We start from the raw sequence: 12,516 nt of genomic DNA, 5'->3' as shown, positions 1-12,516 counted from the left end.
GCTACGCTTGGTCTATACAATTGCGCTTCTTGCGCGCGCGAGGTTTTATGTCCGTCAAGCACTCTGTATCCACCGCTGCCCTGCTTCTGTCAATTGCGCCGCTGTTTGCGCAGCAAAGCGGCGTATCCGTGCCCCCCAATGAGGACTATACGCAGGACGCCGCCCCGCAGAAGCCCAGCGCAGCTAAGCCCGTCGCCACGGTTCCGCCCGCCCTCGGCGAGGCACCGGCTCCGGCTCCGGTTCAGACAATGCCTGCTCCCGTTGCCGCTCCCAAGCCGGTACCGGCAGCCCCTGCTCCCACCGCTGTCGCTGAGCTGAAAACGCATACCGACGCGGACCCTGATAGCGGTGTAGTGACCTACGTCCCCTCCCCCAAGGGTGAACTTCCGCAGGGCACGCTGATCCGTGTGCACCTCAACGATGAGATCTCCACAACCGATACCCCGCTCGGCGCTCCCTTCCATGCCCGGATTGCTCAGGATGTTTCGCGCGATGGCCATGTCATCATCCCCGCCGGTTCGGAGATGGTCGGGCGCGTGACGGAAGTACGTGGTGGCAAGCGGATCCGCGGTGCAGCCCTGATTCACCTGGAGCCACAGCAGATCAACCTGCCTGACGGAACGCACTTTGTCGTCCATGCGCAGGTCATCGATACCGACCAGCAAGGAACCGCTCGTATCGGCAGCGAAGGCGATATCGTTCGCCGGGATCACGCCAAGGGCACCCTGGCTACCATGGGACTTACTACCGGTGGCGCCACCGCTGCAGGAGCCATGATTGGCGGCGGTGTGGGGGCTCTGGTAGGCGCAGGTATCGGCGCCGGCGCCTCGACCGTGGTCTGGCTGAAGCAGGACCGCCAGCTCACCATCATGAAGGATTCCACCATCGACTTCGCGCTGAGCGTGCCGATGATGACCACGCCCCTGCACAACTAAAGACTGCTAAAGCGCAAAAGAAAGAGGCCGGAGAACCCGGCCTCTTTCTTTTGCGCTGAATAGTTGAATGGTTGAATAGTTCAACCTAGCTTGCGGACGTTGCTGAGCAGGCGCTTCCAGTTCTTCTGGTTTCTCCGGAAGCTCTTCTTCAGGTCTTCAAGAATGCGCTCGAAGTCTGCGTGGCCGCGCAGCTTGCTCCATGCCGGGTTGATTGAGAACCAGGGATAATTCTCGTTCCCCAGGTAGATGGCGCGGCGCAACCAGTGCAATGCTTCGCTCTCATCGCCTTCTACCGCGAAGTACGTAGCCAGGCGATAGGCCATCTCGGAGTCGGCCTCGGCAGCCGCCAACGTCTCATCCAGGATGAAGGTCGAGGCCTTCTGCCGGTCTCCAAGCTGCACGTAGCACATCGCAATCGTCGGCGACATGATGCGCAGCGAGGGATCGTCCGCAACCACCGACTCCAGTGTCTCTACGGCCTTCTGCAACTCTCCCCGGCGCATCAGCTGATATCCCTGGGTGATGCGCAGCAGAGCGTGATCGGGCTGCAGTGTCAGGCCCTTCTGAATCTCATCACCGGCCAGCTCCAACTGGTTCTGGTACTGATAGACGCGGGCGCGATGGTTGTAGATATTCGGGGCTCCCGAGGGATTGAGGCGGAGGGCGGTCGAGAACTGATCGAGCGCTTCTTCGTACATGCCATCGAGCCGCAAGGTGATGCCGGCGATGGTGTGCACGTTCCATTCGTTTTCCGCGGTCTGCAGCAGATTCTCGATCCCGTGACGAACACTCTCTTTCTCGCCACGTGAGAGCAGCATGTAGACGCGATAGAGATTCGCCTCAATCGATCCGGGATCGAGCGACAACGCCTTGTCGAAGGCACGGCGTGCCTCCAGCAGATGCATCTGGCCACCCAGACCATGACGGGCATACTGCAGTTGCGCGATACCGAGACCAGTCCATCCCGGAGCAAAGTTCGGGTTCCGCGTTACCACCGCCTCCAGCAGCTTCCGAGCCCGATCAAGGTCGTCACGCGATCCGGTCGTCTGCATGAAGCTGGAAAGAATCGCACGGCCCTGGAGATAGTCCTCTGAGGTGTCTTCCGTCAGCGGTGAAGATGTACTCGGAACTCCGGCGGCGCGCTTGCGTTTCAGACCGCCAAAGCCCTGCAGCGAGGCGAAGACCTCATTACTGATCTCCGTCTGCACGGCGACCAGATCGAACGAGGCCACACTGATGGCGCCGCCGGCGAGAATGCTCTGCCCGGCAACGTCCAGTAACTGCCAGTTCAGGTCAAAGCCCTTCTCCGACCGCAGGAAGTTTCCGGCGAGCACAAACTGCACCAGCAGCTTGCGGCCGATAGCCAGCGGATCAAGCTGCTGCACCGGCACATTCATCAGGGCGCTGGTGGGACGCACGACTAGATCCGAGATACGCGCCAACCTGGCCGACATAGCATCGGCGAGCGCATGCCCGTAGAGCGGAGAGACATCACCTGCCGGAGCGAAGTTCACGAACGGAAGAACGACGATCGAGTTTTCCTTGGAAGGAGTCTCGGCGCTGTCGCGGAAACGCTCGGCAAGCATCGACAAAATGCCGGTGGAGCGCTTCTCTTCCTCCTGCGGCGTCTCGAGCGGACGGGCGAGCGGTGAGCCGCCAGGCACCACGACAGCTTCAAGCTGCATCGTGGTCAGAATGGTCTTCAGGCTCTCGCGTAGCTCTACTGCCGATCCGAAACGTGCCGACGGCTGTTTCTCCAGGCAGCGGAGGATAACGCTCTCCAGTTCCTGTGGGAGCGAGGGCGCAATCTCGCGTAGTGGAGGCGGATCGGAGAACTGAATCGCCCGAATGGACTGGAACTCCGGCGCATCGGGACGATGGAACGGATGGCGGCCGGCAGCGAGCTCGTACAGGATGAGTCCCAACGCAAAGATGTCGCTCTGAACGCTCGACTGCCCGGTCACGAACTGCTCCGGAGCCATGTAAGCCACGGTTCCGCCGCGTGCCGTATACGTCGGCCCCACGGGAGCATTGGCATCGCGCTTGTCACCAGGCTTCACCGGGTCAAAATGCATGTCTTCCGCCGAGAGCCGGCGAGCGAGGCCGAAGTCGAGAATCTTGATCAGGCCGCCATCCGTCAGCATGACGTTGGCAGGCTTCAGATCGCGATGGAAGATACCGAGCGCATGCGCGGCAGCCAGGCCGTCTGCCATCTGCATGCCTGCCGAGAGGATGAGCTGCAGGCTCGCCGGACCCTCGCCGATGACCTTGTCCAGGCCCTTGCCGGGGATGTACTGCATGGCAATGAATGCTTCATCCTCGGTCTCACCCGTGTCATAGATCGCGCAAACATTGGGATGATCGATGGCGGAGGCGAGCCGGGCCTCACGCAGAACGGTCGACCGGATCTGTTCGACGGTCAGAGCTCCACGCTTGATCAGCTTAAGGACGACGGGACGTTGCAGCAGAGTGTCCGTGGCAAGATAGACGACGCCGGAACCGCCCGCGCCCAGCTTTCGGACAATCTCATATTGCTCCACCTGTCGTTGCTTCATATCTTGATTATCGCAAGTCGGCTGTGGAACTTTACTCAACACAGGCTCATGCGCTGAGTTGCGCGTCGCGAAAGACGGCATGGGCGGGCAAATCACTTCGCCCGCCCATGCCGTACCTCTTCAACTTTCAACTTGCAACTTCTAACTCTTACCTTAGTGCGGATACTGTGGCCGCTCCCATGGACGCGGATTCACAGGATCGTTCTTCCAGCTTTGGCGCTTGCCCAGATACCACATCAGCGCGCCGAACAGGAACATCACGATTCCCCATTGGATGTTCAGATTGTCGCCCAGCGACTTCTGATAGATGGCTGAGCCGCGGGTGAAGAATCCATAGACGGTCATCAGACCGCCGGTCACAAGAAACATCAGGCCGAGCGGAAAACGGATATCGAGTCCCATGCATTCCTCCTTACGCGAACACCAGGTTGAGAATCACCAGCAAGACCAGAACAGCAATCGCCAGCGATGCCGGCTTCTGCCACCAGGCGAGATGCTCTTCCACCGGCTTGGGTGTGAGTGAGTAGACCAGACCGACCAGTTCGGGCTCAGGCCGAGGCTTCGTCATCAGGCTGATAGCGACGGTCACCAGCAGGTTGACAGAGAAGGCCACAATTGCGGTCCAGAAGTTTTGCGCCATATCGCTGGGATAGGTGTGGACGAGCTTGATCCAGGCGCCATGGAGGCCGGGAGCGGCATCCTGCGGCAGTGTCAGGCCATGATGCAGCAGAGCTGCTCCGGTACCGAGGATCAGACCGCTGAAGGCTCCGTGTCCGGTAGTGCGCTTCCAGAACATTCCCAAAAGGAAGGTGGCGAAGAGAGGCGCATTCACAAAGCTGAAGACCAGTTGCAGCGCGTCCATGATGTTGTTGAAGCTGGTCGCTGCGTACGCCGCGCCAATCGATAGCAAAATGCCACCGATAGTCGCGATGCGTCCCATCATCAGATAGTGGGCGTCAGTAGCGCGCTTGTTGATGTAACTCTGGTAGATGTCGTAGGTCCACACCGTGTTGAAGGCGGTCACATTGCCCGCCATGCCTGACATGAAGCTGGCGAGCAGCGCAGTAAGTCCCAGGCCGAGGATACCCGAGGGGAAATAGTGGAGCAGCAGCGCCGGAATGGCGAGGTCGTAGTTATAGACCGGCTGGCCCTTGTCGTCGAGCATCGGAGCTCCGCTGACCGGGTTTACCTTCTGCGGAATAATGCCAAGGCTCGTTCCCGCAGTGCTGGAACCGACCAGATGGTTCTCCGCGACATGCTGCACGGCAGGCACGCTGACTGCGATCAGGCCGGGCAGGATGACCAGGAAGGGGAAGAACATCTTGGGGATGGCCGCGATCAAGGGAACGCGGCGTGCGCTCTCCTCAGAATTAGCCGCCATGGCACGCTGGACGACGAGGAAGTCTGTGCACCAGTAGCCGAAGCTGAGCACAAAGCCGAGTCCCATGACCAGGCCGAACCACTCCACGCCGAGGGGGTTGGTATTGGCGTGGGTCATGCCCTGCCAGGAATGGGTCATCGCGCCGGGCAGGCGCTGCTGAATTCCATGCCATCCGCCGACGTTCTTCAGGCCCACCCAGACCAGCGGAGCGAAACCGGCCACAATCAGGAAGAACTGAAGTACTTCGTTGTAGATGGCCGAGGTGAGTCCGCCCAGGAAGATATAGGCCAGCACGATGACAGCGCTGAGCAGAACCGAGACATGGAAGATGTACTGGTCGGGAATAATGCCGCGGAACAGCCCCAGGGTCTGGATCAGCAGCGCCATGGCATACATGGAGATGCCCGAGCTGAAGACCGTCATGATGGCGAAGCTGAAGGCATTGACCGCCCGGGTCTTCTCATCGAAGCGCAGCCGCAGGTACTCCGGCACGGAACGAGCCTTGGAGCCGTAGTAGAAGGGCATCATAAAGATGCCGACAAAGACCATGGCCGGGACGGCGCCGATCCAGTAGAAGTGGCTGGTGGCGATGCCGTACTTGGCGCCGGAGGCGCCCATGCCGATGACTTCCTGGGCTCCCAGGTTGGCTGAGATGAAGGCCAGACCGCAGATCCAGGCCGGAATGGAGCGGCCGGCAAGGAAGAAATCGTTGCTGGTCCGCATGTAACGCTTCAGCGTAAATCCGATGCCGAGCACGAAAACGAAGTAGACCAGCATGATCAGCCAGTCAATGAAGGTCAGGGTCACTATGGAATCCAGTCCTGACGATTTTGGGCAACATCGTCATCGCGCTCATTCTAACCGGATTACTGATATCTCACGGAAGCCCTTCCTTCGGTGTCGGCAACCTTACCGAGGGGGAGGTGCATCGTAGGTCGTTAACCAGGAGAGTTCGGCTGCGCCGCGTGCCTCTCTGGCCCGGGACGACGGTCAGGCTAATATGAAGCTCGGTGTCCCTCCGCTGTTCGGGAACAGGCCCATGAAAGATTGCTTTACTTATGCTTCATTTCCTGCCGAACAAACGTATGCAACCTACGGTTCTCTTGATTGACGACAATGCGGTACAAGCAGCCACCCGCCAGACGATCCTGAAGCGTGCCGGCTACTTTGTCATCCCCGCCTTAAATCCGCAGCGCGCCCTCGAACAGTTTCGAGCCAACGAGTTTCCCGCAGTCATCGATCTGGTGATTACCGACCACATCATGCCCGGCATGACCGGGGCGGAGTTCGTGCGCGAGCTTCGTACCTTTGCCCCTGCTCTGCCAGTGCTGGTCATCAGCGGCATGGAAGAGGCAGAGGAGGAATATGCGGACCTGAACGTGAACTTTCGCCTGAAACCTCTTCTGCCGGATAACCTTCTGGCCAGCGTCCACCGTTTGATCAACCCTGGCGACGGGAACGAAAAGCGCGATATCGCCTAGCTGGGACGTGGCTGGGACCGAATCGGGGCTGGCCGGACGCGCGATTTCCGGCCGATCAGTCCGCTAACCGCGCAAGCTCATTGCCCGGCATGCCTCTGGCCTGAGAAAATGAGCGGTGGAGCCTCTTCATGCCGCACCCCATGCCTACCTTTGGCAGTTTCTCCCTGCTGCTGGCCCTTGTGCTTGCTGTCTACTCCCTGGCTATGGGCGGAGCATCGCTCTGGCAGATGGCAACCGGCCGTTCCGGACGCATTGCCCCTGAGCGCCTCTCCGAGACCGCCCGCCGCGCCGGCATCATGACCTTCGCCGCCGTCTCCTGCGCGGCCTTTGCCCTGGTATGGGCGGCATTCACCAATGACTATTCGGTGGCCTATATCTTCCACCACACCAACCGCGACCTGCATCCGGCGTACAAATTCTCCGCATTATGGTCCGGGCAGGAGGGTTCGCTGCTGCTGTGGAGCTGGTTGCTGGCCGCCTATGGTTTCGTCCTCCGGCTCCGTCATAAGATCGATGTCCGGCTGACCGCCCACGCCTCCACGATCCTCGCTGGGGTTCAGGTATTCTTCCTGCTGCTGTTGGTCTTCGCGGCTCCACCGTTTTCCATCCAGCCGGGAGAGATTCCTCCAGACGGCGCCGGTCTCAATCCCCTGCTGCAGTATCCGGAGATGGTGATCCATCCCCCGATGCTTTACCTGGGCTATGTTGGCTTCACCGTTCCCTTCGCCTTCGCCCTCGGCGCCCTGATCATGCGTTATCCCGGCGAGAAGTGGATCCACATCACCCGTCGCTGGACGATGGTGACCTGGCTCTTCCTGACCGTCGGCATCTTCCTGGGCGCGCACTGGGCGTACTCGGTGCTCGGTTGGGGCGGCTACTGGGGATGGGATCCGGTTGAAAACGCCAGCCTGATGCCGTGGCTGACCGGCACGGCCTTCCTGCACTCCGTGATGATGCAGGAGAAGCGCGGCATGATGAAGAGCTGGAATGTCTGGCTCATCTTCTCCACTTTCATGCTTACGGTGCTGGGAACGTTGCTGACACGCTCCGGCCTGGTCAGCTCCGTCCATGCCTTCGCCCAGTCCAGCATCGGGAACTGGTTTTACGGCTTCCTGGTCCTCGTCTTCTGCGTCTGCCTCTTCGTCTTTGCGCGGCAGCGCGATCACCTGAAGACGGAGAACAAGCTCGAGTCGATCGTCTCCCGCGAGTCCAGCTTCCTTTTCAATAACCTCATTCTGCTGGTCGCTTGCTTCACGGTGCTATGGGGCACGCTCTTTCCGGTCCTGAGCGAGTACGTACAGGGCTCCAAGGCGACAGTTGGCGCTCCGTTCTATAACCGCGTCGCCCTGCCGATCGGCCTCTTCCTTCTGTTCCTTACGGGTGTGGGTCCATTGCTGGCATGGCGCAGCACTACATTGCGGACGATTCGCCGGAACTTTGTTCTGCCGTCCATCGCGACGGTTGCGACCGCCATCGGCCTGATGTTTGCGCATATCCGCCCGTGGGAAGATCAGTCAGAGCTCTACTCCCTGATGGCCTTCTCGCTCGGCGCGGGCGTCGTCACCGCGATCCTTTCGGAGTTTCTGCGCGGCGCTAATGTTGTCCGCACACAGACCGGCAAGAACCTCTTTGCAGCCTCGCTGCAACTGATTCAGCGCAACACCCGCCGCTATGGCGGATACATCGTTCACTTTGGCGTTGTCGTAATCATTGTCGGTATCGCTGGAGGAGCTTTCAACCAGTCGACGGAACAGGAGGTAGGCTTCGGCGACAAGATCAACATCGGACCGTATGAATTGCGCTGCCAGTCCTACACCCAGGACTCGAACGCCAATTACGACACCGAGTACGCTCTGCTGGATGTTTATCGTCATGGGAAATACGTGACCCAGCTTGCGCCGGAGCACCGTTTCTACGCCGCCAGCCAGACGAACTCCACCATCGTTGCGAACCGTTCAACCCTGCAGCACGATCTGTACGTCATCTATGAAGGCAAGAATCCAGAGACAGGCAAGCCGATTATCAAGGCCTTCCTGAATCCGTTGATCGCCTGGATCTGGATCGGCGTATTGATCATCATCATGGGAACCTTCGTCGCACTCGCGCCGGCCATCAAACCGGCGCTGGCAACTTCTCGTGTCATGCATACGGAAGCCGTTGCAGTCGGGAGCGGTGACTAATGCAGATCCGTTCTTTCATACACCGCCTTTCCACACGAATGTTTCGCCATCGCATGATGCAATTCTGCGTGGTTTTATTTGGAGCAGTCCTTCTGATGGCTGCGGCGGATGACACCGGTACACGCTTCAATAAGATTGGCCACGCCATGATGTGCGCCTGCGGTTGCGGCCAGATTCTGCTGGAATGCAACCACGTGGGCTGCCCGGACTCTGACCGCATGATCGGCGAGTTGCGGACACAGGTTGCGAGCGGCGGCGACGATACCTCGATCTTCAACTGGTTCGCCGCGAAGTACGGTCCCACGATTCTTGCTGCCCCGATCCGCGGCGGCTTCGATACAGTTGCCTGGATCACCCCGGTGGTTGTCTTCCTGCTGGCCACCGTCGGAACGGCTTTACTGGTACGCACCTGGGTGCGCCGCCGTAGAAACACCGTGACCACACCTGAGGGCATTCCGGTTCAGTTGCCGGAGAACGACGCGGTGCGTGAGCGCATTCGCCGGGAGACGGAGTACTGATGGGACTGGTTGCCGCTGCTATTCTGACCCTCGCCTCACTGGCCTACATCTTCTGGCCGGCCGAGAACCCTTTTTCGCAACGTGCCAAGTCCCAGCTCGACTATCTCCGTGAGCGCAAAGAAGCCGTGTACGAAAATCTGCGCGACCTGAACTTCGAGTACAAGGCCGGCAAATATCCGGAAGAGGACTATGTCACCCAACGGTCTTTGCTGGAAAATGAAGCGGCAGAGATCATGGGGGAAATGGATCGCCTGGAACGCGCATAACCGCAGCATTCCTTTCGGCCACGCAGCACCAGGGCGCATCGACATATTCGCGATACCCCATGCATCCCAAGGTACACAACCCAAACGAATGGCCAGATGGAATTCTTCAGCTACTTCGCTGCGGAGTTATAGAGCCGGATACCTGGGGCGTTGCCCCAGGCTGATATAGAACGCGCCTTCAGCGCTCAGAGCTAGGGCACCTTTTGTTTTGTCATTCGTAACGTAGCGGAGAAATCTGCTTCTCATCTCTGCCCCGGGTGCCCCACCCTCGCAACGCTAGGGTGGGTGTGGAATCCCCCCATTTCCTAACGAAACCACACGAACAAATTTGTCCACACCCAGGCAAAGGAATCCGCATTTAACTGTCCCCTTTTCCAAGTCCGCCGCGCTACGATAGTGGCACTCGCGGAGGGGATATGACCCAGTCGATCTTCCCGATGATCCATGTGCCGGACGTACGAGCGACAGTGGAGTGGTACGTCTCCGTCCTCGGCTTTACCAAAACAGGCGAAAACATTGAGTGCGGCGAGATGAACTGGGCCCGTCTGCGTTACGGCGCCAGCGAGATCATGTTGAATATCGAAGGCCGCCCCAGCGATGCGTTCCGGCGTGAAGTTGATCTTTATCTTTACGCCTCGGACGCGGATGCGCTCTACGAGCGTCTTCACGAACGCGTCGATATTGTTGAACCGCCACATGACACGCATTACGGTATGCGTGAGTTCATCCTGCGCGATTGCAATCGTTTCTGGATCACCTTCGGACAACCGATGGCGAATTGAAGAACTGAATGATTGAAGAATTGAATCAGGGTTCGAGCTCCGTTCGAATGTTACATTCCTTTTAAAGCTGAACAATCCATCCAGGAGTCCTCCTGTGAGTCTGCGCCGCACTGCTTTGCTGGTCGTGTCTTCGCTTCTCTCCTCTCCCCTGCTGGCGGCCAGCCATGAGCCGCCGAAATACACCCCGCAGAAGGGCACCGAGATCCTTTGGGATACGTGGGGTGTTCCGCACATCTACGCGAAGTCCGTCGAAGACATGTTCTACGCCTATGGATGGGCACAAACAGCGGCTCACGGGAACCTGTTGCTAACCGTCTACGGCAACGCACGTGGCAGAGCAGCTGAGTACTGGGGACCGAAAGGGAATCCCATCAGCCCCGCAGCGAATAACCTCAACAACGACACCTGGGTATGGACCAACGGGATTCCGCAACGCGGCGAGGAGTGGCTGGCGGCGCAGACGCCTGAGTTCCGCAAATACCTGGATGCCTTTGCCGCCGGCATCAATGCCTTCGCCGCAGCCCATGGCGACACGCTGAGCGTGGAAGCCAAACGTGTCCTGCCCGTGACGACGCTGGACATCATCACCCATCAAGAGAAGTTCGTAAACTTCACCTTCGTGGCGGGCCAGCGCCTGATGTTCCCGGCGCGCAATGCAGGCACAGCCGATGCCGCGTTGGATCCTCGCATGGCTCCGTTTGCGGATGATGATCCCGCCGCACCCAACATGGATATGGAAGATGGCTCCAACGGTTGGGCCATCGCTCCCTCGCACTCCGCCAGCGGCAAAGCAATGCTGCTGATGAATCCGCATCTGGCCTGGGCCGGTGAGCAGAGCTATTTCCAGGTGCAGCTCACAGCGCCAGGCATCGACCTCTCCGGCGCTACACAGATTGGCCTGCCAGTCCTGCGCTTCAGCTTCTCTCCCTACAACGCCATCACCAACACGGTGAATACCAACGACGGCGCCGACCTCTACAAAATTGTCCTCAAGGACGAAGGCTATCTCTTCGACGGCAAGGTGCTTCCCTTCAAGGTAGAGACACATACGTTGAAGGTCCTGCAGCCGGATGGAAGCACCAAAGAACAAGGGCTCACCATTAAGTCCACTGTCCACGGTCCCATCGTTCGAACTGACAATGGATCACCTATCGCTCTACGCGTCGCCGGCCTGGACAAGCCGCAGATGCTGGATCAGTACTGGCACATGGACATTTCCCACTCCTTCGCCGAGTACGAAGTACAGCTCAAGCGCCTGCAACTGCCCATGTATAACGTGATGTACGCCGACCGCGATGGGCACATCATGTACTTCTTTGCCTCCACCCTGCCGAAGCGCAGCGAGGGTGACTATGCCTTCTGGGGCGGCGTGGTTCCCGGCGACGAATCGAAGTATCTGTGGAACGAATACCTGCCCTATGAGAAGCTGCCAAAGCTGATTGATCCGCCGTCCGGCTATGTGCAGAACTCCAACCAGCCTCCGTGGGATGCGGGCTGGCCAACGATGTTGGATCCGGCGGAGTATCCCGCCTACGTCGCTCCGAAGTTCCCACACTTCCGTTCCGACCGCGGCCTGCGCATGCTTTCGGAGGAGAAGAAGATCAACTTCGAGGCGCTGGCCGCCAAGAAGCTCTCGACCCACATGGAGCTTGCCGACCGCATGCTGCCTGAGCTCCTGGAAGCTGTAAACCAGTACGGTAGCGACAGCACGAAGAAGGCTGCCGATATGCTAAAGAGCTGGGATCGCAACGCCGAAGCCAATTCGCGGGGAGCCCTGCTCTTCTACGTCTGGGCGCAGAAGTTCACCAACGCGCAGTTGACCATCTCCACCGCCTCCGGCTCGCGCAACTTCGCAGTCCCCTACAAGGTGGAGGAACCGCTGACCACTCCGCGTGGTCTGAAGGATCCGAAGTACGCCGTGCAGTTGCTGGACGAAGCCATCGACGAGACCATCAAGACCTACGGCGCAATGGATCGCCCATGGGGTGAGGTCATGCGTTTCCAGATCAACGGACAGTCGGACGGCAATACCGCCGCCGAGCGCGGAGCGGCGATTGATGGCGTAGACCTGCCCGGCAACGGAGGCTACGGCAACTTGGGCATCTTCCGCGTCGTCACCTTCGGGCCGATCGCCAATGGAATCAAGACACCGGTACACGGCGACACCATCACGATGGCGGTGGAGTTCACAAAAATACCGCATGCCAAGGTGCTGGTCAGCTATGGCAACTGCTCGCAGCCGGGCTGCAAACACCACACCGACCAGCTTCCTTTGCTCCGCGACAAGCAGTGGCGCGATCTGTGGCTGACCCGCAAGGATGTGGAAGGCAACCTGGAGAAGCGCGACACGCTGCAGTAGACCTGGAGCGTGTCTGGGTGCCCGGCTGTACGAATACCGTGCAGCCGGGGCCGTCCGTT

At 59.4% G+C, this 12,516-nt stretch carries 10 protein-coding genes; 7 read left to right on the top strand and 3 right to left on the bottom strand.

Annotated features, from left to right (window positions below; all coding sequences use genetic code 11):
* The first annotated feature begins 47 nt into the window (after positions 1–47).
* Entirely contained in the window at positions 48–935 is an 888-nt protein-coding gene (locus tag FTW19_RS11330) for a TrbI/VirB10 family protein (RefSeq protein ID WP_147647725.1), read from the top strand.
* An 80-nt stretch (positions 936–1,015) separates the two neighbouring features.
* Here FTW19_RS11330 and FTW19_RS11325 read toward each other — a convergent pair whose 3' ends face one another.
* From FTW19_RS11325 to FTW19_RS11315, 3 genes are all read right to left on the bottom strand, one after another.
* Positions 1,016–3,490 (bottom strand): serine/threonine-protein kinase, encoded by a 2,475-nt coding sequence (locus FTW19_RS11325; RefSeq protein ID WP_147647724.1) that lies wholly within the window; start codon positions 3,488–3,490, stop codon positions 1,016–1,018.
* Between the two features lie 153 nt (positions 3,491–3,643).
* Positions 3,644–3,892, bottom strand: a complete 249-nt coding sequence (locus tag FTW19_RS11320; protein ID WP_147647723.1) for a hypothetical protein — start codon at positions 3,890–3,892, stop codon at positions 3,644–3,646.
* Positions 3,893–3,902: 10 nt separating this feature from the next.
* A complete protein-coding gene (locus tag FTW19_RS11315; protein WP_222705574.1) occupies positions 3,903–5,678 on the bottom strand; it encodes a sodium:solute symporter family protein in 1,776 nt (591 codons plus the stop codon).
* Between the two features lie 278 nt (positions 5,679–5,956).
* On the opposite strand from FTW19_RS11315, the gene FTW19_RS11310 reads away from it, so the two are divergent.
* The 6 genes from FTW19_RS11310 (at position 5,957) to FTW19_RS11285 (ending at position 12,457) form a co-directional block, all read left to right on the top strand.
* Complete coding sequence (locus tag FTW19_RS11310) at positions 5,957–6,352, top strand: response regulator (RefSeq protein WP_147647722.1); 396 nt, start codon at positions 5,957–5,959, stop codon at positions 6,350–6,352.
* 128 nt (positions 6,353–6,480) lie between these two features.
* Positions 6,481–8,532 carry a heme lyase CcmF/NrfE family subunit gene (locus FTW19_RS11305; protein WP_246153688.1) on the top strand — a complete coding sequence of 684 codons (2,052 nt, stop codon included), beginning with the start codon at positions 6,481–6,483 and terminating at the stop codon, positions 8,530–8,532.
* A gap of 95 nt (positions 8,533–8,627) precedes the next feature.
* Entirely contained in the window at positions 8,628–9,050 is a 423-nt protein-coding gene (locus FTW19_RS11300; protein WP_246153687.1) for a cytochrome c-type biogenesis protein, read from the top strand.
* Positions 9,050–9,316, top strand: coding sequence for a hypothetical protein (locus FTW19_RS11295; protein WP_147647721.1), 267 nt, complete (start codon positions 9,050–9,052; stop codon positions 9,314–9,316). The genes FTW19_RS11300 and FTW19_RS11295 overlap by 1 nt, the downstream gene beginning before the upstream one ends.
* Positions 9,317–9,732: 416 nt before the next feature.
* Positions 9,733–10,098 (top strand): VOC family protein, encoded by a 366-nt coding sequence (locus FTW19_RS11290; protein ID WP_147647720.1) that lies wholly within the window; start codon positions 9,733–9,735, stop codon positions 10,096–10,098.
* Positions 10,099–10,192: 94 nt separating this feature from the next.
* The gene (locus FTW19_RS11285) at positions 10,193–12,457 is read left to right on the top strand and encodes a penicillin acylase family protein (protein WP_222705573.1); all 2,265 of its coding nucleotides are present in this window, start codon (positions 10,193–10,195) and stop codon (positions 12,455–12,457) included.
* Positions 12,458–12,516: the final 59 nt, after the last annotated feature.

This window comes from Terriglobus albidus (assembly GCF_008000815.1).
In the GTDB taxonomy this organism is placed as follows: domain Bacteria; phylum Acidobacteriota; class Terriglobia; order Terriglobales; family Acidobacteriaceae; genus Terriglobus; species Terriglobus albidus_A.
The sequence above is the reverse complement of the archived record's forward strand: the minus strand, read 5'-3'. Positions and strand labels throughout refer to the sequence as shown.